At 70.1% G+C, this 22,773-nt stretch carries 24 protein-coding genes; 11 read left to right on the forward strand and 13 right to left on the reverse strand.

Annotated elements, in window-relative coordinates; genetic code table 11:
* From AB0I12_RS31495 to AB0I12_RS31505, 3 genes are read left to right on the forward strand one after another with little or no spacing between them, the layout of a single operon-like run.
* Complete coding sequence (locus AB0I12_RS31495) at positions 1 to 1,044, forward strand: aminoglycoside phosphotransferase family protein (protein WP_359936338.1); 1,044 nt, start codon at positions 1 to 3, stop codon at positions 1,042 to 1,044.
* On the forward strand, positions 1,041 to 1,208 hold the full coding sequence (locus tag AB0I12_RS31500) for a hypothetical protein (protein ID WP_359936340.1): 168 nt from the start codon (positions 1,041 to 1,043) through the stop codon (positions 1,206 to 1,208). The genes AB0I12_RS31495 and AB0I12_RS31500 overlap by 4 nt, the downstream gene beginning before the upstream one ends.
* Complete coding sequence (locus AB0I12_RS31505; protein ID WP_359936342.1) at positions 1,205 to 2,026, forward strand: NAD(P)H-binding protein; 822 nt, start codon at positions 1,205 to 1,207, stop codon at positions 2,024 to 2,026. The genes AB0I12_RS31500 and AB0I12_RS31505 overlap by 4 nt, the downstream gene beginning before the upstream one ends.
* Here the strand turns inward: AB0I12_RS31505 and AB0I12_RS31510 are convergent.
* Positions 2,023 to 2,544, reverse strand: a complete 522-nt coding sequence (locus tag AB0I12_RS31510) for an isochorismatase family protein (RefSeq protein ID WP_359936343.1) — start codon at positions 2,542 to 2,544, stop codon at positions 2,023 to 2,025. The two genes, AB0I12_RS31505 and AB0I12_RS31510, sit on opposite strands and share 4 nt — an antisense overlap.
* A complete protein-coding gene (locus tag AB0I12_RS31515) occupies positions 2,541 to 5,702 on the reverse strand; it encodes a DUF2961 domain-containing protein (RefSeq protein WP_359936345.1) in 3,162 nt (1,053 codons plus the stop codon). Before AB0I12_RS31515 ends, AB0I12_RS31510 begins: the two co-directional genes overlap by 4 nt.
* A 165-nt stretch (positions 5,703 to 5,867) precedes the next feature.
* Between AB0I12_RS31515 and gndA the strand changes: the two genes are divergently transcribed.
* Positions 5,868 to 7,307, forward strand: a complete 1,440-nt coding sequence (gene gndA / locus AB0I12_RS31520) for an NADP-dependent phosphogluconate dehydrogenase (RefSeq protein WP_359936347.1) — start codon at positions 5,868 to 5,870, stop codon at positions 7,305 to 7,307.
* Here gndA and AB0I12_RS31525 read toward each other — a convergent pair.
* Positions 7,235 to 8,659, reverse strand: a complete 1,425-nt coding sequence (locus tag AB0I12_RS31525) for an MFS transporter (RefSeq protein WP_359936349.1) — start codon at positions 8,657 to 8,659, stop codon at positions 7,235 to 7,237. The genes gndA and AB0I12_RS31525 overlap by 73 nt on opposite strands.
* A gap of 69 nt (positions 8,660 to 8,728) precedes the next feature.
* Here AB0I12_RS31525 and AB0I12_RS31530 point away from each other — a divergent pair, with 69 nt between their 5' ends.
* Both AB0I12_RS31530 and AB0I12_RS31535 read left to right on the forward strand, forming a co-directional pair.
* Complete coding sequence (locus AB0I12_RS31530; protein ID WP_359936351.1) at positions 8,729 to 9,346, forward strand: TetR/AcrR family transcriptional regulator; 618 nt, start codon at positions 8,729 to 8,731, stop codon at positions 9,344 to 9,346.
* A 40-nt stretch (positions 9,347 to 9,386) separates the two neighbouring features.
* Complete coding sequence (locus AB0I12_RS31535) at positions 9,387 to 9,824, forward strand: DUF6319 family protein (protein WP_359936353.1); 438 nt, start codon at positions 9,387 to 9,389, stop codon at positions 9,822 to 9,824.
* Positions 9,825 to 9,942: 118 nt separating this feature from the next.
* Here the strand turns inward: AB0I12_RS31535 and AB0I12_RS31540 are convergent, their stop codons facing one another.
* Positions 9,943 to 10,080 carry a hypothetical protein gene (locus tag AB0I12_RS31540; protein WP_359936355.1) on the reverse strand — a complete coding sequence of 46 codons (138 nt, stop codon included), beginning with the start codon at positions 10,078 to 10,080 and terminating at the stop codon, positions 9,943 to 9,945.
* Between the two features lie 228 nt (positions 10,081 to 10,308).
* On the opposite strand from AB0I12_RS31540, the gene AB0I12_RS31545 reads away from it, so the two are divergent.
* The 3 genes from AB0I12_RS31545 to AB0I12_RS31555 are packed head-to-tail and all read left to right on the forward strand — an operon-like array spanning position 10,309 to position 12,275.
* Entirely contained in the window at positions 10,309 to 10,845 is a 537-nt protein-coding gene (locus AB0I12_RS31545) for a DUF6817 domain-containing protein (protein WP_359936357.1), read from the forward strand.
* Positions 10,846 to 10,891: 46 nt separating this feature from the next.
* Positions 10,892 to 11,821: an alpha/beta hydrolase gene (locus tag AB0I12_RS31550; protein WP_359936359.1), complete on the forward strand. Its 930-nt coding sequence runs from the start codon at positions 10,892 to 10,894 to the stop codon at positions 11,819 to 11,821.
* Positions 11,822 to 11,867: 46 nt separating this feature from the next.
* Positions 11,868 to 12,275 carry a hypothetical protein gene (locus AB0I12_RS31555; RefSeq protein ID WP_359936361.1) on the forward strand — a complete coding sequence of 136 codons (408 nt, stop codon included), beginning with the start codon at positions 11,868 to 11,870 and terminating at the stop codon, positions 12,273 to 12,275.
* Here AB0I12_RS31555 and AB0I12_RS31560 read toward each other — a convergent pair.
* The 3 genes from AB0I12_RS31560 to AB0I12_RS31570 are packed head-to-tail and all read right to left on the reverse strand — an operon-like array spanning position 12,265 to position 15,458.
* Positions 12,265 to 12,984 carry a PIG-L deacetylase family protein gene (locus AB0I12_RS31560; protein WP_359936363.1) on the reverse strand — a complete coding sequence of 240 codons (720 nt, stop codon included), beginning with the start codon at positions 12,982 to 12,984 and terminating at the stop codon, positions 12,265 to 12,267. The two genes, AB0I12_RS31555 and AB0I12_RS31560, sit on opposite strands and share 11 nt — an antisense overlap.
* Before the next feature lie 9 nt (positions 12,985 to 12,993).
* Positions 12,994 to 14,295 carry a D-arabinono-1,4-lactone oxidase gene (locus AB0I12_RS31565; RefSeq protein WP_359936365.1) on the reverse strand — a complete coding sequence of 434 codons (1,302 nt, stop codon included), beginning with the start codon at positions 14,293 to 14,295 and terminating at the stop codon, positions 12,994 to 12,996.
* Positions 14,292 to 15,458 carry an amino acid deaminase/aldolase gene (locus AB0I12_RS31570; RefSeq protein WP_359936367.1) on the reverse strand — a complete coding sequence of 389 codons (1,167 nt, stop codon included), beginning with the start codon at positions 15,456 to 15,458 and terminating at the stop codon, positions 14,292 to 14,294. Before AB0I12_RS31570 ends, AB0I12_RS31565 begins: the two co-directional genes overlap by 4 nt.
* 149 nt (positions 15,459 to 15,607) lie before the next feature.
* Here AB0I12_RS31570 and AB0I12_RS31575 point away from each other — a divergent pair, with 149 nt between their 5' ends.
* Complete coding sequence (locus AB0I12_RS31575; RefSeq protein ID WP_359936369.1) at positions 15,608 to 16,603, forward strand: alpha/beta hydrolase; 996 nt, start codon at positions 15,608 to 15,610, stop codon at positions 16,601 to 16,603.
* On the opposite strand, the gene AB0I12_RS31580 is transcribed toward AB0I12_RS31575, so the two are convergent.
* From AB0I12_RS31580 to dapC, 3 genes are all read right to left on the reverse strand, one after another.
* Complete coding sequence (locus AB0I12_RS31580; RefSeq protein WP_359936371.1) at positions 16,593 to 17,372, reverse strand: hypothetical protein; 780 nt, start codon at positions 17,370 to 17,372, stop codon at positions 16,593 to 16,595. The genes AB0I12_RS31575 and AB0I12_RS31580 overlap by 11 nt on opposite strands.
* Positions 17,369 to 18,700 carry a M15 family metallopeptidase gene (locus AB0I12_RS31585; protein WP_359936373.1) on the reverse strand — a complete coding sequence of 444 codons (1,332 nt, stop codon included), beginning with the start codon at positions 18,698 to 18,700 and terminating at the stop codon, positions 17,369 to 17,371. Before AB0I12_RS31585 ends, AB0I12_RS31580 begins: the two co-directional genes overlap by 4 nt.
* Before the next feature lie 85 nt (positions 18,701 to 18,785).
* A complete protein-coding gene (dapC, locus tag AB0I12_RS31590; RefSeq protein ID WP_359936851.1) occupies positions 18,786 to 19,886 on the reverse strand; it encodes a succinyldiaminopimelate transaminase in 1,101 nt (366 codons plus the stop codon).
* Positions 19,887 to 19,970: 84 nt separating this feature from the next.
* Between dapC and AB0I12_RS31595 the strand changes: the two genes are divergently transcribed.
* Positions 19,971 to 21,035, forward strand: a complete 1,065-nt coding sequence (locus tag AB0I12_RS31595; protein WP_359936374.1) for an FAD-dependent oxidoreductase — start codon at positions 19,971 to 19,973, stop codon at positions 21,033 to 21,035.
* Positions 21,036 to 21,049: 14 nt separating this feature from the next.
* On the opposite strand, the gene AB0I12_RS31600 is transcribed toward AB0I12_RS31595, so the two are convergent.
* The 3 genes from AB0I12_RS31600 to AB0I12_RS31610 all read right to left on the reverse strand — a co-directional run bounded on the left by AB0I12_RS31600 (position 21,050) and on the right by AB0I12_RS31610 (position 22,771).
* On the reverse strand, positions 21,050 to 21,343 hold the full coding sequence (locus AB0I12_RS31600) for a co-chaperone GroES (RefSeq protein WP_131362142.1): 294 nt from the start codon (positions 21,341 to 21,343) through the stop codon (positions 21,050 to 21,052).
* 41 nt (positions 21,344 to 21,384) lie between these two features.
* Positions 21,385 to 21,648, reverse strand: coding sequence for a DUF3618 domain-containing protein (locus tag AB0I12_RS31605; RefSeq protein ID WP_359936376.1), 264 nt, complete (start codon positions 21,646 to 21,648; stop codon positions 21,385 to 21,387).
* A 79-nt stretch (positions 21,649 to 21,727) separates the two neighbouring features.
* The gene (locus tag AB0I12_RS31610) at positions 21,728 to 22,771 is read right to left on the reverse strand and encodes a glucose 1-dehydrogenase (protein WP_359936378.1); all 1,044 of its coding nucleotides are present in this window, start codon (positions 22,769 to 22,771) and stop codon (positions 21,728 to 21,730) included.
* Between the last annotated feature and the right edge of the window lie 2 nt (positions 22,772 to 22,773).

The following is a 22,773-nucleotide window of genomic DNA, read 5'->3' on the forward strand; positions in this document are numbered from 1 at the left end:
ATGGAGATCAGGACCGTGGACGCGTTGGTGAGCGTCGGCGACCGCTACGTCGGGCGGGCGCCGGCGTTCGAGGTCGAGCCGGCGTGGTGGGCCGAGGTCGAGGCGATCACCCGGCACCTCGACGCCCTGCTCGGCGTACGGACGCTGGTCCTCCGGCTGGTGCACGCGGACGAGGCCGTGATCGGGCGTGGCGGCCGGGTCGTCTACCACGTGCAGGCGCTGGAGGAGCCGCGCCCGGACGTACTCGACATCACGCCGCTGCCCGCGTGGGAGTCGATCGTCGCGCCGCATCCCCTGCGGTCGACGTGGGCCGAGGTGGACGGGCCGAGCCGGATGATCGAGTGGGCCCGGGGCATCCTCGGACCGCGCGACGCCGTCCAGGTGAAGACGTGGAACCTGTCGTGCCTGATCCGCTTTCCAGGTGCGTGGGCGAAGGCGACCGGCCGGTTCTGCGGTGTCGACGCTGACGTCATCCAGCACGTCAGCCGGTACGACGAGACGCTCGTACCGGACGTACTCGGTCAGTCGCCGGACAACCGGTGGTCGCTCCTGGCTCATGCCCCAGGCATCGACTGCTGGGAACCGGACCGGGACACGATCGACAACGTCGTCCGTCGCTGGGTGGCGGTACAAGCCGCCCTGGCGGCCGAGACCGGCGAGCTCGCGGCGCCCAGCGTGTTGCCGCACGACCTCTTCGCCGACGTCACTCGGCTCCTGCCCCGCGTCGACCTCACCGCGGACGAGGTGGCCGACCTGGATCGGCTGATCGCGCGGCTCCCGGACATCGTCGACGAACTCGACTCGGCCGGGCTGCCGGTCACGCTCGTCCACGGCGACTTCCACCCGGGCAACTGGCGTTCGGACGGATCCACCCGCAGGATCGTCGACTGGGCCGACGCGTTCGTCGGCCACCCCGCGATCGACATCAAGCGGCTGCAGGACTTCCTGCCCGAGGAGCGGCGTGAGCATCCCGCGGAGGTCTGGTCACAGGCCTGGCGGCGCGAGTCCCGGGGTCCGAGCCGCTGCGGGCGCTGCGGCCGATGAGCGTGCTGAGCCCGCTCACCTACGTGCTGACCTACCAGCGGTTCCTCGACAACATCGAGCCTGACGAGCGCGTGTACCACGCGGACGACCCCGGGATCTGTCTGCGCGCGGCCCTGCGCGCGTGGCAGGCTGTGCGGGTCGAGGCGAGAGGGTGGGGATCATGACCGTTCTGGTGACCGGCGCGACCGGGAACGCCGGTGGCGCGGTGGTCGAGGCGCTGGCGGAACAAGGGATTCCGGGGCGGGCACTCGTTCGGTCGGAGCGGAAGCTGCCCGCCGGGATCGAGCCGGTGATCGGCGATCTGAACCGTCCGGAGACGTTCGTGGACGCGTTGCCCGCAGTGTCCGGGATCTTCCTGATGAGCGGTTACGAGCGGCTCGACGAGTTGCTCGCGAACGCCGCCCACGCGGGAGTCCGGAAAGTCGTCGTCCTGTCGAGCAGTTCACTTGACGGCGACGTGACCAACGCGGTCGCGGCGTACCACCACGCCACCGAGGAAGCCGTGCGGGCGTCGGGGCTGGCCTGGACGTTCCTGCGGCCGAACTCGTTCATGTCCAACACGCTGCGCTGGCGGGACCAGTTGCGGGCCGGTGACGAGGTGCGGGTCCAGTTCCCCGACGTACCGGTGTCGACGATCCATCCGCGGGACATCGGCGACGTCGCGGTGCGAGCCCTGCAAGGCAGGCACGTCGGCCAGGTACTGCGGCTCACCGGGCCGGTCGCGCTCACACCCGTCGAGCAGGTCGCGATCCTCGCCGACGCCCTCGGCCGCCCGCTGACGGCGTACCCGATGAGCCGCGCGGAAACCCACGACGCCCTGTTCGCATCGATGCCGGAGCCCTACGCGCGGGCCATCGAAGGGTTTTTCGGCGACGGCACCATCGACGAGACCACCGTCAACGGCACGGTCGCCGAAGTCACCGGCCACCAGCCCCGGACCCTCCAGGCGTGGACCCAGGAAAACGCTGCACTTTTCGGCTAGTTCAGCGCCTTCAGGTAGGCCTCACTCGTGCAGTTCGCGCCGATGCGCGGGAAGACGTACGAGACCGCGAAATCGTGGGCGTGGTCGTCGAGGCCGGTCATCGCGTCGGTGACGAAGAACGTCTCGTAGCCGAGGTCGGACGCGGCCCGGCCGGTGGACTCGACGCCGAAGTTCGTGGCGATCCCGGCCAGCACCACGTTCGCGATGCCGCGGGACCGGAGCTCGGCGTCGAGCGGCGACCGTCCGAAGGCGCCGATCGTTTGCTTGACGATCTCCAGGTCGCCCTCCTGCGGCACGACCTCGGGCGCGAACCCGCTGCCCTCGGGCTGCACGTCCACACCGGGCCGCTCGACCCGGACGTTCACCACCAGCCCGCCCGCCGACCGCGTCGCCGCGGCCAGCGCCACGGATCGCTCGAGCACGACCGGTCCGCTGAGCGGCGCGGTCTGCAGCGCGACGATCCGTGGCATCAGGTCGATCAGGATCAGTGCGGTACGGCGAGACTCCAAGGGATTCACGGGGTGAGCTTAAGGTCGAGCAGATCCACACCGACCAGGTAGCCGGTCGCTGCCGCGTTCTTGCCGGTCAGTGTCACCGCGAGCTGGTGAGCGCCGGCCGTCAACGGCGCGGTGCCCAGAGCCACGGTCTGCGTGCCGACCCCCGACGCCTGGTACCCGTCGAAGCCGACCGCGGCGTTCCCGTCGATCCGGACGTCGACGATGCCATAGTCGGCCGCCTTCGTCAGCACGGCCGACAACTCGTACGTGCCGGTCGTCGGCACGGTGAACCCGAACACCGTCTTGTCGCCGGCCTTCGTGCCGTGGATCCACGCCTGCGCACCACCGGACCAACTGACGCCGCAGCAGTTCCCCTGCGGATCGACCGCGACGGTCGACGAGACCGGCGGCAGCATCGCCTCGCCCTCGACCCGCAACGTCCGCCCGCTGGTCCCCTGCACCGCCGCCGACTTCGGGCCCGCGTTCCCGGCCAGATCCACCGCCGACACCCGGTATGTCCACGTCTCCCCCAGTCCCAGCCCTCGGTGCAGGAATCCGGGCAGCGGGCTCGTCCCGACCAGTTTCTCGGTCCCACCGGCGACAGCGCCGTACACGTTGTAGTACGCGATCCCGCTCTCGTCACCGACGTCGTTCCAGGTCACGTTGATCGCGTTGTCGGCCCGCCCGGTGGCTACTGGTCCGGTGACAGCGCCGGGGGCGCGGTTGTCGTCGTACGGCGCGGTCAGCGACTGGACCACGTACGCGGACGCGGTCCACGCCGGGCCGGTGGGCCGGAGCTCGATGACCAGGCTCGTGCGTCCGGCGGTGATTGCCGCTGGCAACTGGTAGTTGTCGTCGAGCCAGCGTTGGTGCGTGTTGCCGAGCGGTTGCAGCCAGGTGCCCGCGTCTCTTCCGTTGACGATGACCTGAGCCGATTGCCCAGGACTGTTCTGATCGCTGGTCCGGCGCAGGGTGACGCCTCGGTTGGCCGGATCGATCTTGACGGTGAAGCGGATCGGTTGCGTGCTGGAGCGGACCTGGTCGGTGAGGGTGATGTTGTCGTGGTCGCCTTCGTACACCGAGCTCAGGTCGGCCTGGCTGCCGTTGTCGACGTACCCGTGCTGCTGACGGCTGCTCGCCGAGCCGGTGTCGATCCGGTCCGTCTCCCGGGCGCCGAACGTCGACGCGGTGTAGAGGAACGCAGTCGAGCCGTAGATCGCCGGGTGGTCGTCCTGCTGACCGTGCTCGATTCCGAAGTCGAGCTGGTTCTCGAAGGCGACCGAATCGGTGATGTGCAGTCGCCACGCCCCGTCGCACTCGTTGGTGCAGAACCCGGCGCGGACCTCGTGCGCGGAGTTGCCGTGGAACGGGGTGGAGTACGTGCCGGCGTTGAAGTACCAGCCGGACTCGTAGTAGTCCTCGGTCCCGGTGCCGTGGATCGCCGGCGTCCGCTCGCCGTCGACGTACACCCGCTCGTCGCCCTCCAGGTAGCCGCGGGTGTTGCCGTCGGCAAGCAGTCCCTCCATGGTCTGCGAGACGCCGACGAATTTGCCGCGGCCGGCCACGTCGGCGAACGTCCAGTCGCTGCCCTGCGTGGTCTCGCCGCGGGTCGAGATCGCGGTGAAATAGCCGATCTTCCCGGTCGCCAGGTCGAGCGCCTTGCGGGCATCCTTCGCCGACGTCACCTCGGCCTGCCCTTTGAGCTGGTACGCCGTGGTGTTGACCAGCGTCACCGTGGCGCGGGCGGCGTACGGCATCGGCCACCAGGAGGAGTACCAGCCGTCGGGGTCCATCGCGAAGAAGAGCGAACGGACCGGGTTCTCACCGAGACCTGAGCCGAAGAACTCGCCCAGCGGTGCGTCGACACGCTTTCGACCGTCGACCGTCACCTGCACGTGGACACCCGCCAGCAGCGTGTCGGACGGCTTGACCCTGGCTGCGTCCTCGTCGGTGGCGGCGTACGCCATCGCGTGCTCGCCGCTCCAGTTCTGCTGCGTGATCGAGTACTCGTGGGCCTGCTCGTCGGCGACGTGCTTCGGTCCCACATCGAGCGTGTCGGTGCGCTGCACCTGACCGCCGACGGTCGAATCCGCCCAGTACAGGAACTCGTTGAAGTCCAAGTCGGACGAGATGAACTGGTTGGTGATCGTGATCTGCGACTTGCCCGCCGTGAGCGCGGCCGGGAGGTCGACGGACTGGTCGTGCCACTGCGCGCCCTGCGCCTTGAGCGGCGACCACTCTCCGGCCGGGGCGCCGTCGACGAGGATCCTGGCGCGCTGGTTTCCGATCCGCAGATCCATCCGCCGGGTCAGCTTCACACCGGTGTTGGCCGGGTCGATCTTCAGCGTGAACGCGCTGCCGCCGACGAACGCCCGGCCGTCGTCGGCGAAGCTCTTCAGATCGAGGCCGACGAGATCGGGCAGCTTCAGCCGCAGAGCGCTCAGCTCGCCGGCGCCGCGGGCGTCCGCCAGCGTCACCTGCTTGCCGGGAGCAAGGTTCAACGGAGTGCTCGTCGTCCGCGCGTCGGGTCGCGCGGGCTTCGGGTCCTTCGTACCGGAGGCGTTGAGCAGCGCGAGGACGTCTTCCGCCTTGTCGGCCGGGTCGAAGGTCCGGACGCCGTTCGCGTCCGGGAACTGGCGGTAGTCGACGTGGTAGAAGTACGGGTTCGTCTGCGTGGTGATCCGCATCGACGAGCGGTACGGCATCGGGACCCGGAGGTAGACGCCGCCGCTGGTCTGGACGCCGTTCGCGACCAGCGGGTAGCTGAACGGTGCGCCGAGCTTGCCGTCGACGATGTCCTGCAACGACCCGTGCAGCACCTGCTTGCCGTCCAGCTCGACCGTGATCGTGCCGGTCCTGCTGACGTTGCCCTCGTCGCGCGTGAACCAGATCGACGCGACCTCGCCGGGACCGCTGTCCTCGGCGATCACGCAGCCGGCGGCGGTCGTCCGCAGGCACGAGTAGGTGCCGTCGAAGCCGTCGTTGTTGGTGCCGTCGCGGCCGAAGCTGGAGAACTGCTTCGTCCGGACGCCGGCCTGCAGCTCGGGCAGGCGGTCGAGGTTCCGGTAGACGTCCCAGCCGATGGGACCGTTGTCGTTTCCTGATGGCGCGGCCGACGCCGTGGTGACGGGGAGAGCGAGCAGCGCACTGGCGGCGAGCGCGACGACACGACGGAGCATGGGCGGTTCCTTCGTCATGGGAAATCGATTTCTGAGATGTCTACCATCGTTGTCACCGCTTTGAGAAGAGCTCACGACTGTCCAGTTGCCGAGCCCGCTGCAGACCGCCCTTGCCGGTCGCGCGAGACTTGGTCAGCACACAACTCGAGCCTGCGGGAGATTTCGATGAGTTCTGCCAAAGCCCAGATCGGCGTCACCGGCCTCGCGGTGATGGGCCGCAACCTCGCCCGGAACCTCGCGCGCAACGGGTTCCGCGTCGCCCTGCACAACCGCTCCCAGGCCCGCACCGACGCGTTGGTCGCGGAGTTCGGCTCCGAGGGCGAGTTCGTGCCGTCGACGGACCTCGCGGGCTTCGTCGAGTCGCTGGAGCAGCCGCGCAAGGTGATCATCATGGTCAAGGCCGGCGCGCCGACCGACGCGGTCATCGACGAGCTGGTGCCGCTGCTCGACGAGGGCGACATCGTCGTCGACGCCGGCAACGCGCACTTCGTCGACACCCGGCGCCGGGAGGCCGCGCTTCGCGACAAGGGGCTGCACTTCGTCGGCTCCGGCGTCTCCGGCGGTGAGGAGGGCGCACTGAACGGCCCGAGCATCATGCCGGGCGGCTCCCCCGAGTCGTACGCGGCGCTGGAGCCGATGCTCACCAAGATCTCCGCCCACGTGAACGGCGAGCCGTGCTGCGTGCACGTCGGCCCGGACGGCGCCGGTCACTTCGTGAAGATGCTGCACAACGGCATCGAGTACGCCGACATGCAGCTGATCGCGGAGGCGTACGACCTGCTCCGGCACGTCCTCGGCCTGGCCCCCGCGGAGCTCGCGGACGTGTTCCGGGACTGGAACACCGGCGACCTCGAGTCGTTCCTGATCGAGATCACCGCCGAGGTGCTCAGCCAGACCGACCCGACGACCGGCGGCGCGTTCGTCGACATCGTCCTCGACCAGGCCGAGCAGAAGGGCACCGGCCGGTGGACGGTGCAGTCGGCGCTCGACCTGGGCATCCCGGTCAGCGGCATGGCCGAGGCCGTGTTCGCGCGGTCGCTGTCGGGTGACGTCGTACGGCGGGAGGCTGCCGCCGGCGTACTGCCCGGTCCGTCGGAGACGAAGGCGGACGTCGACCGGGACGCGTTCATCGACGACGTACGGCACGCGCTGTACTCGTCGAAGCTGGTCGCGTACGCGCAGGGCTTCGACGCGATCCGCGCCGCCAGCGACGAGTACGGCTGGAACATCGACCTCGGCGCGATGGCGACGATCTGGCGCGGCGGCTGCATCATCCGGGCGCGGTTCCTGGACCGCATCAAGGAGGCCTACGACCGCAACCCGGACCTGCCGTCGCTGCTCGTCGACGACTACTTCCGGGACGCGGTCGCGAGCGGGCAGGAGGCGTGGCGCCGCGTGGTGGCGACCGCGGCGACCGTCGGCGTCCCGGCTCCGGGCTTCTCGGCCGCCCTGTCGTACTACGACGGCCTCCGCGCCGAGCGCCTGCCGGCCGCCCTGATCCAAGGCCTGCGCGACCTCTTCGGCGCGCACACCTACAGGCGCGTCGACCGTGAGGGCAGCTTCCACCTCGAGTGGTCGGGCGACCGCTCCGAGAGCACCCAGTAGACAGCGACCGCAGCAACACAGAGGAAGCCTGCGGCTCCGACGCCGGCCACGTTGAACCCGTGGACGGCGTCGGAGTGAGCGGCCACTGTTCCGGCGACGGTGCTGAGCAACGCCGTGCCGAGTGATGCGCCGACCTGCTGGGACGTCATCACCATGGCGCCGGCCACTGCACTGTCGGCGCCGGCGCCGAGTGTGGCGGTGCTGTTGGCCGTGACCAGGACCCATCCGGTCCCCAGGCCGACCAGCAGGAAGACAGGCATGACCTGCAGCCAGTAGTTGCTGTCCGGGCGCAGAAGACCGAGCAGTGCGAGACCTGCTGCGATGGTGAGCAGTCCGGGGCAGATGAGTGCGCGCACGCTCGCCCTGGCGAGCAGCCGGCTCACCGCGCGCACTCCGAGCATGAGTCCGACCGTCAGTGGCAGGAAGCCCAGTCCGGCCCTGATCGGCGAGTAGTGGCGGACCGTCTGCAGGTAGAAGGTCAGAAAGAACAGCGCGGCGAACATGCCGATGGCCAGGCTGAACACCGCCAAGTACGAGCCGCCTCGCTTGCGGTCTCTGAGGACCCTCAACGGCAGCAGCGGCTTGGCAACGCTCGCCTGCGCGGCCAAGAACCCGGCCAGTAGCGCCACGCCGACAGCCACCGATGCATACGTCGCCGGCGCACTCCACCCGTCCGACTCCGCCCGGCCGAACCCGAACACCACCGCCATCAGACCTGTTGTCGCCAGCACCGCACCTAGTACGTCGACCCGCACGCCACTGGCACGCTGCACGGGAGGTACGGCGTACAGAACACCTGCCGCGGCCAGTGCGGCGATCGGCAGGTTCACGTACATGGCCCAGCGCCAGTCCAGGTACTCCGTCAGCACAGCGCCGGCCAAGATGCCCAGTCCGGACGCACTGCCCATGACTGCGCCGTAGATCCCGAACGCCTTGCCACGCTCGGCCGGCGACGGAAACGAGGCTGCGAGCGTCGCCAGCACGGCCGGAGTCAGCAGCGCGCCGAAGACGCCCTGTAGTGCACGTCCGGTGAGAAGCACGGCTCCACCGGTCGCTGCGCCGCCCAGCGCAGAGGCCAGCGCGAAGCCGGTCAGCCCCGCCAGCAGCGCCCGCCGCCGCCCGATCAGGTCGCTCATCCGGCCGCCGAGCAGCAGCAGACCGCCGTACCCGAGCGCGAAGAGCGTGATCACCCACTGCCGCGACGGATCCGACAACCCCAGGTCCTGCTGCATCGACGGCAGCGCGATGTTCACGATCGTCAGGTCGATCCCGACCATCAGCTGCGCCGTCGCCACCGCCCCGAGCGCCCACCAGCGGCGCGCCGCCTGCACATCCACTTCGCGTTCGATCATCGTCATCCTTAAGTGAACAGCTGTAGTGCTACGACTGTAAGGCAACGTGCGTTGCAATACAATCGGCCTATGGACGCTGGGACGACGCGGAGCCGCAACCGGCGCGGGCAGGGCGAGCTGCTGCGCCGCGAGATCATCGACGCGGCATTGCGGATGCTCAACGAACTCGGCGACGACGAGGCGCTGTCGCTGCGCGCGGTCGCCCGCGAGGTCGGGATCGCGGCAACCTCGGTGTACATCCACTTCGCCGACCGCGACGAACTCGTGTTCGCCGCCCTCGAGCAGTGCACCGTCGACCTGCTGCGCGACCTCGAGGAGGCCGAGACGAGCGCCGGTGACGATCCGGTACGGCGACTACGCGCGCGGCTGCTCTTCCTCGGCGCCTGGACGCGCGACTACGCCGGCCTCTACAAGGTGCTGCACGAGAGCACGCTGAACCGGCGGATGCACCTGGTCTTCAAGGAGGAACTGGCGGTCCGCGCGAAGGCCGCCGTCCAGGCCTGCATGGACGCCGGACTCGCGCCGGCCGACGACGCGGCGGCCGTGGCGCTCGATCTCCGCGCGGCCGTGCACGGCGCGGTCTCGATCCGGATCAACGAGCCGGAGGCGGAGCTGCCACCGCTGGAAGCGCAGATCGATCGCTTCCTGGTCAGGCTGGTTGGTGTGCGAATCGAACATGTGTTCTAATGGTCGCACAGTGCCAGTTCCGAAGGAGATCGCCGCAACGATGACTGTAGACACTCTGGCAGTAGAGACGCCGTCCGACGTCGCCGACACTCCCGACCTGATGAACTCGTCGGCCGCCACGGCTGCCGAAACCCCCGACACGTCCGACACGGACTCGGCCGAGGTCGCGAAGCCGAAGAAGGCGCCGGCGAAGAAGGCTGCGGGGAAGAAGACCAAGACCCTCGAGCTCACGCTGACCGTCACCGGCACCGCGGACGGCGAGTGGCGGGCCGAGCTGAAGCAGGGCACGACCTACTTGGCCCGCGACCTGGCCGTCGCCGCGGCCGCGGTGTCCCGCGCGGCCAAGGAACTGCACGAGGACCTGTCGACCCCGATCGACGAGGTCATCGAGGAGGCCCGCGCGCAGCAGGCCGCGAAGGTCGCCGCCCTCGAGGCCGAGCTCGAAGCCGCCCGCAAGGCCCTCGCCGACCTCGACTGAAGACTCCCCGTGGTCGGTCACCTTCCCTGACCACCACGGGCAGAAAATGCAGGACCCGTCCGCAACCGTGTGAGGTGGTTGCGGGCGGGTTCTGATTGCCTGCAGCAACCAGCTGGGGTCAGCGGTCGGCAGTGGCGGAGGCCGGGGTGCCGGGACGGTCCTCGGCGGCGGCCAAGGCGTTGGTGACGGTGATGGTCAGCAGGAGCACGGCGGCCAGCACGGCCACCAGCGTCCAGCGGGCTGCGGTGTTGCTCATGTCCCGATGGTCCCGCCGGCTCCCACCGTCCGGAACCTCTGACGGCCGGTTTCAGGGCTCGCTCCGGGATCGCCTCCGGCGGAGTCCTGAGCAGCGAACAGGACATGAACCGGGACATGAACACGGTGTGACGGAAACGGCACGCCGTAGTGCTGGGCGGGGGTCGTTCATTGCCCTTACCGTGGGTGCCCTGCGGGATTTGGCCGCTCCGGGGTGAGAAGGGGTCAGATGAGCACTTTCCAGGACTTGGGTTCGCTGCTGCTGGTGCGCGGCGCCGACGAGATCGACCATGCGGGCGGAAGCCTGTATGTCCACCTGCACCGCGTCGCCAAGCGCCTCGGCTCCATGGGTGCGTCCGACACCCTGGTGCTGGCCGGCCTGGCGCACGCCGCATACGGCACCGACGGCTTCCCGACCCATCTCTTCGACTGGCAGACCGAGCGTCCGGTCCTGGAGTCGGTGATCGGTACCGAGGCCGAGCTGATCATCTACCGGTACGGCGCGTGCGACCGGGAGACCACGTGGCGTGACCTCGCCGAGCACCGGACGGTGACGGACCGCTTCACCGGCACCTCGGAGGAGCTCGGCACCGAAGAGCTCCGCGACTTCGTCGACCTGACGATCGTCAACGAGCTCGACGTCCTCGACCACGACGCCGAGCGGGCCGTGCAGCTGCGCCCGTTCCTCCAGGAGCAGATCCCGCGCTGGCAGTCCCTCGCCTCGCCCGCAGTGCTCACCGAGTCCCAGCGGATCCTGCAGTTCTAGGGCCTGTCGGGATCACCAGACAGGCCTCACTGTCAGACTGGGAGCCGTGAAACGGTTCCTGTGGCGGGGGTTCCTGGGACTTCTCGGGCTCTGGCTGATCGTCACCGCGGCTTCTCTCGGCTACAACCTCGCCACCAACGGGACCGCCGCGCCGCCGCCCGGCCTCAAGTACGTGCAGGCGGCCGGCATCAACACCCGCTACGACACCTGGGGTACGTCGGGAGCGCCCATCGTCCTCGTCCACGGTTCGGCGGAGTCCGTCGACACGTGGTCACGGGTCGTGCCGCTGCTCGCCACCAACCATCGCGTGTACGCGTACGACATCACCGGCTACGGGTATTCCGAGCGCAAGGGGCCGTACACGGTCGAGCATCTCGCGGCGCAGCTGCTCGGGTTCCTGGAGGCGATGCACCTCGGCGGGCCGGGCGAACCGCGGCCGATCCTGGTCGGGCACTCGCTCGGCGCCGGGGTCGCGGCCGAGGCGACGCTCGAGGCGCCGGACCGGATCGGCGGGATCATGTTCCTCGACGGCGACGGGCTGCCGTTGCCGGGCGGTCAGGCCGGGCCGCCGCGCTGGCTGGTCGTCCCGCCGTACCGGACCTCGCTGTTCCGGCTGGTGCTCGACCAAGGCTGGCTGCTGAAGCGGGTCTACAACAGCGTCTGCTCCCCCGCCTGCCCGGAGATGGATGTCGACCAGTGGACGCGCCCGTTCCGGCAGCCCGGTGCGGAGCAGGCGGTCTGGCAGATGACGGCGCACGGCATCCCGGCGGTCTCCCGCGACCGGCTGGCGATGCTCAGTGCGCTGAAGCTCCCGAAAGCGGTGGTTTTCGGCGCCGAGGACACCAACGGCGGGAACCCGGCCGAAACCGCGACCCGTATCGGCGCCCCCGCACCGACGCTGATCCCGGACGCCAACCACCTCACGCCGATCTCCAACCCGGCCGATGTGGCGGCCGCGATCGACCGACTTCGCTGATCGCAGATTCCTGGAATTCCGGTGCGGGCCGACGGATGATCGGAGCATGGCCCGATACGAAGTGGTTGCGCGCGCGAAGCCTGATCGCCGACTGTCCAACGCCGCCTACATCGACCTCGCGCTGAACTCGTGCTCCCTGGACAAGGGCCTGCGCTTCCAGCGGATCGAGGACCTGCCGGACGGCACGATAGCGATCGTCCTGCAGCAGAAGCTGTCGCCGCGCAAGCACGACGCGGCCTGCGAGATGGCCAACCGGAGTCTCGCCCAGCTCGGCATCCCGGCCGCCCAGGTCCAGCAGATCGACCTGCACCGGCTGACCCGCAAGGGCGGCCGCGCACTGGTCCGCTCGTGGGTGGGTCCGAACAACCCGCCCGGCCCGGACACCGCAGGCGACCGCGAGCCCCGCCGCCCGAAGCCCACGCCGCCGCACCTGCGGGCCTACCTCACGGAGTGAAGACCTCGAACCGCGTCCCGTACTTCGTGCCCAGCCTGGTGCCGGCCGGGCGGGACGCACCTTCGAGGAACTCCTCGGCGTCGAAGCCGCGGTTCAAGCCGTCGATGTAAGCCTTGTGCGCCTGCAGGGACCGGACACCGACCTCGAACGTGTCGGTCGTGTCCACGCCGTGCCGCGAGTTCGGTGAGCCGGCCGCCCACACCTGCCGTACGCCGTCCCATTTGTCGCCGGCGTCCGGGAAGATCCACCGGTTCGCGGCGTCCCGGACCGCGTCGAGTGTGGCGCGACCGGTGCTGATGTGGTCGGACTGGTTCAGCGCCACGTCGCCGTCCCAGGTGTCGCGGAAGTTGTTCGTGATGACGATGTCCGGCTGGTGCCGGCGGATCGCGGCGGTGATCAGGCGGCGGAGCGCCACGCCGTACTCGATGGTGCCGTCCGGCTGGCCGAGGAACTCGACCACGGAGACACCGACGATCCGGGACGACTCGATCTGCTCGGCCTCGCGCAGCGGGCCGCACTCGGCCGGGTCGACGCCGTCGATACCCGCCTCGCCGGAGGTCAGCAGGCAGTACACGACTTGCTTGCCCTGTCCGGTCCACCGCGCGATCGCGGCCGCGGTGCCGAATTCCAGGTCGTCCGGGTGGGCGACGACAGCGAGCGCCTTCTGCCAGTCTTCGGTCACCGGTTCGAGCGGTTGCGGTTCACTCATGGTCGCAGGCTAGCCGCCGAAGACCTGGCGGGTGTAGGGGTTCTCGAACGTTCGCTGCGGATCCAGCCGGTCGCGGACGGCGAGGAAGTCGTCGAAGTGCGGGTACCGGCCGCGCAGTTCGGCGGCCGTCAGCGTGTGCAGCTTGCCCCAGTGCGGCCGGCCGTCGTAGTCGGCGACGATGTCCTCGAAGGCCCGGATGTACCCGTCGTGCGGCAGCCGGTGGTACTGGTGGATCGCGACGTACGCCGTCGCGCGGCCGGACGCCGTGGACAGCCAGATGTCGTCCGGCGCGGCCACCCGGACCTCGATCGGGAACGGGATCCGCGACCCGGATGCGTCGATCCACTCGCGCAGCCGGCGGATCACGTCGAGCACGTGCTCACGCGGCACGGCGTACTCCGACTCGCGGAAGATCACGTTGCGCTCGGAACAGAACACCTTGTACGACGCGTCGACGTACTCGCGGGCGGACAGCGCGCGGGAGGCGATCCGGTTGATCCGCGGCACCGTCCCGGGCCGCCGCACGGCGAGCCGGTTGGTCAGCTCGAAGACCTTGTTGGACAGCAGCTCGTCGTCGATCCAGCCGCGGATCCGCCCGACCGGCGACGCGCCGACACCGGGGCCGACCCGGTTGTTCCGCTTGGTGAGCGCGATGTCGGTGTGCGGGAACCAGTAGAACTCGAAATGGTCGTTGCCGTCGGCAAGCTCGTCGAACCCGTCCAGGACCTCGCCGAGCGGCAGCGGCATGTCCTGCGCGCGCAGCAGGAACGCCGGCACGCACTGCAGCGTCAGCGAGCTGATCACACCGAGCGCGCCGACCGACACCCGGGCCGCGGCGAACACGTCCGGGTTCTCGTCGGGCGAGCAGTGCAGCACCGAACCGTCGGCGGTGACCAGGTCGAGTGCGGCGATCTGCGTAGCCAGGCCGCCGAGCCGCGCGCCGGTCCCGTGCGTGCCGGTGGAGATCGCGCCGGAGACGGTCTGCTTGTCGATGTCGCCGAGGTTCGCCATCGCCAGGTCGAAGGCCGCGAGGCCCTCGTTGAGCTTCCGCAGGCCGGTGCCCGCGCCGACGGTCACCCGGCCGGACTCCTGGTCCGCGTGAGTGATCGAGGACAGCCCGTCGAGGCGGATCATCACCTCCTGCGGCACCGAACAGCCCGTGAACGAATGCCCGGATCCGACCGCCTTGAGCTTCTTGCCCTGCTCGGCCGCGGACTTGACCGCCGCCGCGAGCTCGTCGGCGGAGCGCGGACGCAGGGTCTCGATCCCGGTCGCCGACTCGGTGCCGGCCCAGTTCCGCCAGGTGCTCATCCGAAGTTCTTCCCTTCGCCGCGGTAGGTGACCAGCTCGATCACCTGGTCACTCGACTCGTCCGAGCCGATCGCCTGCACGACGTCGAACCGCTCCAGCATCTCGCCCGCCTTCGCGTAGCGCATCCACACTCTGTCCCCGAGACGCAGCCGATCGGCCGATTGACCCTGGACCGGCGTCTGTACCTCGCCTGCGCCTTCGGTGCCCAGCAGCTTCAGGCCGGACGGCGCGGCCGGCAGCGGCAGCCGCGACTTCTTGGCCGGCCCGGACGCGACGTAACCACCGCCGAAGAGCGTGGCGATCCGCGGCGCGGGGCGACGTACGACGTCCAGCGCGTACGCCATCGCGTGCTCAGGCTGGAACACGTCGTACTTGTCGAACAGGGTCGGGCCGTAGAGGCCGGACCCCGCGGTCACCTCGGTGACGACCGGGTCGGCGCTGCTGATCTCGAGGCTGCCCGTGCCGCCGCTGTTGACGATCCGCAGTGGCGCGACCTGCTTGACCGCGTCGGCGACGGCGCCGCGCCGGTCGGCGAGCTCGGCAGCCGACCGCCGCTTGACCCAGCGGACTGCCGGCGAGGTGTCCGGGAGACCGGCGATCTGCGCCTCGTAGAACATCACGCCGGTCAGCTCGAACGTGTCGTCCACGGCGACCGTCCGGGCGAGCGCCGCGACCTCGGCCGGAGTCCGCAGCGGGGACCGCCGGACGCCGAGGTGCCGGCCGAGAACTCGCAGCGAGGCGTCGACGTCGAGGCAGACCTGGATCCGGGCGGGGCCGGTCGCGGCGGCCTTGATGTACCCGAGGTGCTCCGGCGAGTCGATCATCAGCGTGATCCGGGAGGCCGCCCCGGGGTCTTCCGACAGGTCGCGGAGGGCGGCCCGATGCGTCGTCGGGTAACCGAGCAGGATGTCGTCGACACCGTTGCGCGCCAGCCAGAGCGCCTCGGGGAGCGCGTAGCTCATCACGCCACGGAAGCCGGGGCGCTCGAGCGCGGCCGCGATCAGCGCGCGGCAGCGGACCGACTTGGACGCGATCCGGATCGGCGTCCCGGCGGCGCGCCGGACCAGGTCGTCGGCATTGCGGCGGAACGCGGCGAGGTCGATCACCGCGTACGGCGCGTCCAGGCGCGCGGTGAGCCGGGCATACCTGTCGAAGTCACCCATAACCGGAGTGTAGGTCACGAAATACTGAAAGGTAATACAACTTCTGGTGTGGTGTGCGGACGGACCAGTGGATCTCACGGGTTCGAGCGGTGCCCGGTCCGGGCGAATCTGAGGGCGAACCGGCCAACGCCCGATCAGAGAGGTCTTCCATGAACGTCAGCCGCCGCACCCTCCTCCGGACCACCGGCACCGCCGCACTGGCGGCCGGTGTCGTCCCGCTCGTGACCGGCGGCGCGGCCGCGGCACCCAAGCTGCCCTTCGGCCCGGTCAAGCAGATCGACGCCGGTGTCCTCAACGTCGGGTACGTCGAACTCGGCCCGGCGCACGGCACTCCGGTGCTGCTGCTGCACGGATTCCCGTACGACATCCACAGCTTCGAACAGGTCGCCCCGCTGCTCGCCCGCCGCGGCTACCGCGTTGTGGTGCCCTACCTGCGCGGCCACGGCAGTACGACGTTCCGCTCGGCCGGCACGCCCCGCAACGTCGACCAGGCCGCGTTCGCGCTCGACATCCTCGCGCTGATGGACGCGCTCGGCATCCAGCGCGCTGTGCTGGCCGGCTACGACTGGGGCTCGCGCGCCGCGGACATCATCGCGGCACTCTGGCCGGAGCGGGTGAAGGCTCTGGTCTCGGTCACCGGGTACCTGATCACGAACCTCGAGGCGAACTTGAACCCGCTGCCGCCCGCGGCCGAGAACGCCTGGTGGTACCAGTACTACTTCGCCACCGAGCGCGGCGTGAAGGGCCTGCACCAGTACAAGCGGGAGCTCGGCGAGTTCATCTGGAAGTTCAACTCGCCGACCTGGAAGTACAGCGCGGCGACGTACGCCCGGACCGCGGCGGCCTTCGACAACCCGGACTGGGAGACCATCGTGATCGGCAACTACCGGTGGCGGCAGAGCCTGGCCCCCGCCGAGCCGGAGTACGCCGAGCTGGAGGTCCAGTTGCAGAAGGCGCCGAAGATCGGCGTCCCGACGATCACGATCGACGGCCGGTACGACCCGTTCACGCCGGCCGGCGACGGCTCGTCGTACCGGGACCACTTCATCGGCCGGTACGAGCACCGGACGTTCGACGTCGGGCACAACGTGCCGCAGGAGGCGCCGCGCGAGTTCGCGCAGGCAGTGGTCGACGCTAGTCGATGACGGCTTCCAAGGCCGGTACGACGGTGTGTGCCCAGTCGGCCTGTTTGTCCGGTTGCGCGGAGCTCGTCGCGAGCAGGGCGACGGTCGAACCCTTCACGACCGATACGTCGACGTAGGACTCCGCTCCGGCGTACGTACGAACAGCGGTGGCAGCTGTGGCGGTGTCCCAGAGCTGTTTGACGCTCAGATCACCGCCGGTGCCGCAGGCGTTCATACGGGTCTCGTAGCCGCGGTAGTACGCAGTGGCCGCGTCGGAGGTGCTGAAGCGGAGCAGGAGAGCAGTGGCGGGTAAGGCGTCGGCGGTGCGATAGCTGCCGGTCAGTGCGTACTGCGGGATCGGGAGGGATCCCTTGACCGGCTGGCCGGCGCAACCGGAGGGCAGGGCCTCGTACGACGCCTGGTGTGGATCGCGGCGGCGGGTCCAGGTGTTGTTGCCGATGAAGCCCGCCTCTGCGCCACCGGGGTCCGTGTACGTCTTCCACCCTGCGCCCAGCTTGTCCGGGGCCGGGAGATTGTGGGCGGTGAGCGGACCGGCGTTCGCGGGAGGCGGGGCGGTGGCTTGCTCCGGCACCTCCGGTGGGACGGCGGCGTCGGTCGGATTGCTGGTGGGCAGTGTGGTCGGCGGAACCGGCACCGTCCCGCTGACCGTGCTGGGGATCACCGGCGTCGGACTGGGCGTCGGGCTCGGTGCTGGTTGCTCAGCAGCCGACTTGGAGCTGCAGCCGACCAGGACAGCAGCCAGGACACCGGCGACGACAACGGTCTTCACTTCGGCTCGAAGTGCTGATAGTCGGGCTTGGCCCAGCCGGCGCCCCAAAAGTACCCCTGTCCGATCAGGGCCTTCGTGGCGACGCTGCTGGAGAACAGCATGCCCGGGCGCATCACGGACCGGTTGCGGTACGCCAGCCCGTTCGACGGGTACCAGACGCCGTCCGCGGCCAGGTATGGGTTCTCGACGGTGTTGATGTCGATCGCCCAGCCGTACGAGTGCGGCGACAACGAGTACGGGTCGCCAGTGACGCGGCGGCAGTTGAACGCCGACGTGTTGTCGGCCGCCATCGACTTGATGTCGTTGCCGCCGAACACGTCCACCCGGCGCATCTGCCGGATCGGGAACTTGGACGTGAGCGTCGAGGTCCACACGGTGATCATCTTCGCCACCGCGGCGTCCCGCAGGATCAGCTCACCCCGGTGCACGCGACCGTCGAAGCCCCAGTAGTTCAGCTGCAGCAGCCGCAACGACGAGGGGCGCACGGGGCAGCCGCTGCGGTAGGTGTAGGGCACCATCGCGGCGGACACGGCGTAAACCTTGGGGTTCAGGGCCGCCTTGATGACGATCGTCGCCAGGCCGGAGTACTCCATCGCGGGCTGGGTGACGTACCGCGTGACGACGCGGACGGTGCGGGTCTTGGGCAGGTCGTCGGGGACCCTCAGCCGGAAGTTGCCGGCCGCATCCATCTTCGCGATGTTCAGCAGTGCCCAGCGGCCGCTGCCGAGGTACTCCTGCAGCGCGAGCTCCTTGCCCGGCTCGGCCGGCACCATCCGGCCGGTGACCGAGACGGCGGTCAGCGTCGCGTACCAGGAGGCAGGGGTGGTGATCACGATCTTCCGGTCCTGGATCGGCACCGTCCGGTAGTCCGAGATCGCGAGCGCCGTCTCCGCCTTGACCCCGATCATCGTGCGGAACGCCCAGGTGCCCGGGGCCGCCGAGACGTAGCTGAACCGGTACACGCCGCCGGTCGTGGTCCGGGTCGAGGCGCGCAGCACCCAGGCGCCCGGGACCCGCTGCCACAGCGTGATGTACGACCCGGTGATCGGCTGGCTGATCTTGCCGGTGAAGACCGTCGGCTTGTCCTCCCACGAGGCCGCCGGCTGGTCCAGCGTGATCGACCAGGCCGCCGCCGGGGTCACCGCGGCCGACGGCGTCGGTGTCGGTGTGGGCGTGGGTGTGGGAGTCGGCGTAGGCGTCGGGGTCGGCGTTTCAGCCGGTGTCGCCGACGGAGTCACGCTCGGCGAAGGAGTCTCGTCCGCCTGAGCCACGCCGACGGACCCGAGACTCAGCACAACCGCGACCGCCACCCCAACGAAGCGCCTCATCCGCCTCACCCTCCCCTCGACAACACCTACCCCTATAAGAGGCAGTCACACAGGGAGACGTCACACGAAGGCGGGAAGTTTTCTTTTATTCCTGCAGTCGCTTCACGGCGGCGTCGACGCGCTCGTCGGTCCCGGTGAGCGCGACACGGACGTGCCGCTCGCCCGCGGTCCCGTAGAACGCGCCGGGCGCGACGAGGATGCCGCGGTCCGCCAGCGCACCGACGGAGCCGTACGCGTCGTACGACGGGTGCGACGCCCACAGGTACAGCCCGCCGTTCGACAGGGTGATCTCCCAGCCCGCGTCGGTCAGCGCGTCCCGCAGTACGGCGCGGCGACGCAGGTAGCGCGCACGCTGCTCCTCCACGTGGGCGTCGTCGGCGAACGCGGCGGCCATCGCGGCCTGGATCGGCGACGGCACCATCAGCCCGGCGTGCTTGCGGACGGCGAGCAACTCGGCCACGACCGTCTCGTCGCCGGCCACGAAGCCGCCGCGGTACCCGGCCAGGTTGGAGCGCTTGGACAGCGAGTGCACCGCCAGCAGGTTGTCGAAGCTGCCGCCGGACACGTCCGGGTGCAGCACGGACACCGGCTTCTCGTCCCAGCCGAACTCGGTGTAGCACTCGTCGCTGACCAGGAGGACGTCGTTGGCCCGCGCCCACTCGACCGCGCGCCGCAGGTCGTCCGGCGGGGTGATCTCCCCGGACGGGTTGCGCGGCGAGTTCAGGTACGCGACCCGGACGGGGCCGTCGTACGCCGTCGGGTCCGCGACCGGCACGCTGGCCGCCCGGGCGAGCGCCGCACCGGCCTCGTACGTCGGGTAGGCCAGGTCCGGGATCAGGACGGTGTCGCCGGCCCCGATGCCGAGCAGCGTCGGGAGCATCATGATCAGCTCCTTGGTGCCGATCACGGGCAGGACGCCGCGCTGCGGGTCCACCCCGGTCACCTCGAGCCGGCGCGCCATCCAGTCCACGGCCGCCTGCCGCGCCGCCGACGTACCGATCGTCGTCGGGTACGCCGGGGCGTCCGCGGCGTCGGCCAGCGCCTGCTTGACCAGCGCCGGCACCGGGTCCACCGGGCTGCCGACCGACAGGTCGACGATGCCGTCGGGGTGCGCGGCCGCCTTCTGCTTGAAGGGGTCGAGCTTGTCCCACGGGAAGTCGGGCAACCGGCTGGAGGTCTCGAAGATCACCCGGCCATTCTCCCCTACCCGCTCGGCAGGTGAGATCGACTGTCCACTTCACTACGATCTGTGCGGACAGGGGGTGACCGGATGACGTACGACGTGGCGGTGGTGGGGGCCGGTGCGATGGGGTCGGCCGCTGCGCGCGCACTGGCCGCGGCGGGACGAGAGGTCGTCGTCCTGGAGCAGTTCACGCTCGGGCACGAGCGGGGCGGGTCGCACGGGGCCACGCGGCTCTTCCGGCCGGCCGCGGACGACGCGGAGATCGCCGAGCTGACCGAGCGGGCCCGGCCGCTGTGGCGGGAGCTGGAGGCGGAGTCGGGCGAGACCCTGCTCGAAGAGACCGGCGGGATCGACCACGGGCTGAGCGACGCGGCGGTCGACGTCTTCCGCTCGTTGCACGCGGCAACCGGCTCCGTGCTGACCGCGGCGGAGGCTGCGGAGCGCTGGCCGGGGTTCCGGTTCGAGACGCCGGTGCTGTACCAGCCAGGGTCGGGCCGGCTGTACGCCGATCGGACCGTGCACGCGCTACAGGTCGTCGCTGCTCGGTTGGGCGCCGAGTTCCGCGTGCAGTCGCCGGTGCGGGCGCTGCGGACGTACGACGGGCTGGTCGAGCTCGACGTACCGGGCGGGGCCGTGCGGGCGCGGCACGTCGTACTGACGGCTGGGCCGTGGACCCCGCGGCTGGCGGACGCTCTGGTGACGCTGCCGCCGTTCAAGGTGACACAGGAGCAGCCCCGGTTCTTCACGCCCGTGTCGGACGAACTGGAGTGGCCCAGCTTCGTGCACCACGGCCCGACCAGCTATGGCCTCTACGAGCCCGGCTCCGGCGTCAAGGTCGGTCTGCACGCGACCGGGCCGGAGGTGGACCCCGACACGCGGGACTTCCAGCCGGAGCCCGAGCGCGACGCGACCCTGCTGCGGTACGTCGAGGAGTGGTTCCCGGGGCTCGACGCCGGCCGGTCCACGGCGATCAGCTGCCTCTACGACAACACGCCGACGTCCGACTTCGTCATCGACCGCGCCGGGCTGGTCACGGTCGCGGCCGGGTTCTCCGGGCAGGGCTTCAAGTTCGTGCCGCTGGTCGGCGCCTTCGTCCGCGACCTGGTCACGGGTGCGGCGAAGACGCCGGCGCGGTTCGGGTTCCAGCGGTAACTTCAGAGGTAATTTCAGAGGTAGAGGCCGGTCTGGCCGTCCTCCAGGCGGCCGGCGGCCACCGCGTGCAGGTCCCGCTCGCGCAGCAGGATGTAGTCGTCGCCGCGCACCTCGACCTCGGCCCGGTCCTCCGGGTCGAACAGCACCCGGTCGTCGACCTCGACCGTGCGCACGTTGGCGCCGATCGCGACGACCTTCGCCCAGGCCAGCCGACGGCCCATCTGCGCGGTGGCGGGGATCAGGATGCCCGCCGACGACTTGCGCTCGCCCTCCTGCTCGAGGGAGACCAGGACGCGGTCGTGCAGCATCCGGATCGGCAGCTTGTCGTCGGAGAGCCGCTTGCGTGGAGTCACCGGCGACCCACCAGGCGACGGATCACGAGAAGCACACCGACCACACCGGCCACGGCGCCGACGACCGCGAGGAGCTTCTGGGTCCGCAACTGACCCTGCTCGTCGAAGACCTGCGACTTGGCCTGCTCGACCTGGCGCAGGGCCAGGTTCTTCGGGCTGGCCCGGTCGACCAGCTCGTCCACGGTCGAGGCCAGGCGCGCACGGGTGGCGGCGATATCCGCCTCGATCTGCTCGGCGGTCCGAGCGTTCGTGTCCGACACGAGTCGGCGCTCCCTTCCATCGGCAGGGCAGCTCGGGGCCTGGCCCGGTCTGCCCTTCGTCACCCACCATCCTCGCAGGTCATCGCCGCAAGTCCACGACCACCTTGATGTCATCCGGTTCCCGCACCAATGCGGCCGGCCACTCGGACAGCGGGACGCTCCGGGTGACCAGCCACTCCAGCCAGGCCCGGTCCGCCGCCAGCAGCGCGTCGACCGCGGCCGCATAGTGGCGCTTCCCTGCGTTCACCGTGCCGACCAGTGCGGCGTTGCGGACCACCAGCTGCCGGACCAGTGCGTCGAGCTGCACACTGACGGTCGCAGGGCCGGGGTGGATCCCGGCCAGGCACATGACCCCGGCCGGCGGCAGCAGCGACGCACAGTCGAACACCAGCTGCCCGGCGCCTGTTGCCTCGATCACCACATCCGGTACGGCGTCCAGCTGCTCCAGGTCGGTGATGTACGTCCCGCCGAGCGCCCGGACCAGCTCCGGTTTCGGCCCGTCCACGACCCGGTCCAGCACGTGTACGTCGTACCCGCGCTGCCGGGCGATCAACGCGGCCAGCAGCCCGATCGGACCGGCGCCCGTCACCAGCACGTGCCGTGGCGCGAACCACGACCGGGCCCCGACCTGATCCACCTGCTCCCACGCCTTGGTGAGGATGCTGGCCGGCTCCACGAGGACCCCGAGCTCTCCCAGCTCAGCGGGCACCGGTACGGCGAAGTACGGGTCGACCCGCCAGCGCTCGGCGCCGTACCCGTCCATCTCCTTGATTCCGCGCTCGGTGTACTGCCCGTTGCGGCAGAAGTCCCACTCGCCGCGAGCACACGCGACACAGGGCACCGGGTCGGGACGACGGACGACGCCGGCGACCAGGTCGCCACTCGCGAAGCCCGAGCCCGCCGGCGCCTCCAGCACCCGTCCGAGTGACTCATGCCCGATGACGAGCCGGTCCGCACCGGGGCGACCGCTGCCGAACGCTCCTGACACCAACTCGAGGTCGGTCCCGCAGATGCCCGTCAGCAGGCCCTCCACCAGCATCGATCCGTCGGCGACGGGAGGCTCCGGCACGTCACCGACTGTCGCCGAGTCGGCCTTGCCCGGCGTCACTGTCATGGCCCGCATCG

This window comes from Kribbella sp. NPDC050459 (genome assembly GCF_040655315.1).
GTDB lineage: Bacteria > Actinomycetota > Actinomycetes > Propionibacteriales > Kribbellaceae > Kribbella.

Coding starts and splice junctions, on each gene's coding strand:
- AB0I12_RS31500 (WP_359936340.1), top strand. CDS start 1,041: ATGAGCGTGCTGAGCCCGCTCACCTACGTGCTGACCTACCAGCGGTTC.
- AB0I12_RS31565 (WP_359936365.1), bottom strand. CDS start 14,295: ATGAGCACCTGGCGGAACTGGGCCGGCACCGAGTCGGCGACCGGGATC.
- AB0I12_RS31555 (WP_359936361.1), top strand. CDS start 11,868: ATGGCCCGATACGAAGTGGTTGCGCGCGCGAAGCCTGATCGCCGACTG.
- AB0I12_RS31545 (WP_359936357.1), top strand. CDS start 10,309: ATGAGCACTTTCCAGGACTTGGGTTCGCTGCTGCTGGTGCGCGGCGCC.
- AB0I12_RS31560 (WP_359936363.1), bottom strand. CDS start 12,984: ATGAGTGAACCGCAACCGCTCGAACCGGTGACCGAAGACTGGCAGAAG.
- AB0I12_RS31525 (WP_359936349.1), bottom strand. CDS start 8,659: ATGATCGAACGCGAAGTGGATGTGCAGGCGGCGCGCCGCTGGTGGGCG.
- AB0I12_RS31540 (WP_359936355.1), bottom strand. CDS start 10,080: ATGAGCAACACCGCAGCCCGCTGGACGCTGGTGGCCGTGCTGGCCGCC.
- AB0I12_RS31535 (WP_359936353.1), top strand. CDS start 9,387: ATGACTGTAGACACTCTGGCAGTAGAGACGCCGTCCGACGTCGCCGAC.
- AB0I12_RS31515 (WP_359936345.1), bottom strand. CDS start 5,702: ATGCTCCGTCGTGTCGTCGCGCTCGCCGCCAGTGCGCTGCTCGCTCTC.
- AB0I12_RS31600 (WP_131362142.1), bottom strand. CDS start 21,343: ATGCTGCACGACCGCGTCCTGGTCTCCCTCGAGCAGGAGGGCGAGCGC.
- AB0I12_RS31570 (WP_359936367.1), bottom strand. CDS start 15,458: ATGGGTGACTTCGACAGGTATGCCCGGCTCACCGCGCGCCTGGACGCG.
- AB0I12_RS31505 (WP_359936342.1), top strand. CDS start 1,205: ATGACCGTTCTGGTGACCGGCGCGACCGGGAACGCCGGTGGCGCGGTG.
- AB0I12_RS31610 (WP_359936378.1), bottom strand. CDS start 22,771: ATGCGGGCCATGACAGTGACGCCGGGCAAGGCCGACTCGGCGACAGTC.
- AB0I12_RS31595 (WP_359936374.1), top strand. CDS start 19,971: ATGACGTACGACGTGGCGGTGGTGGGGGCCGGTGCGATGGGGTCGGCC.
- AB0I12_RS31575 (WP_359936369.1), top strand. CDS start 15,608: ATGAACGTCAGCCGCCGCACCCTCCTCCGGACCACCGGCACCGCCGCA.
- AB0I12_RS31530 (WP_359936351.1), top strand. CDS start 8,729: ATGGACGCTGGGACGACGCGGAGCCGCAACCGGCGCGGGCAGGGCGAG.
- AB0I12_RS31585 (WP_359936373.1), bottom strand. CDS start 18,700: ATGAGGCGCTTCGTTGGGGTGGCGGTCGCGGTTGTGCTGAGTCTCGGG.
- gndA (WP_359936347.1), top strand. CDS start 5,868: ATGAGTTCTGCCAAAGCCCAGATCGGCGTCACCGGCCTCGCGGTGATG.
- AB0I12_RS31495 (WP_359936338.1), top strand. CDS start 1: ATGGAGATCAGGACCGTGGACGCGTTGGTGAGCGTCGGCGACCGCTAC.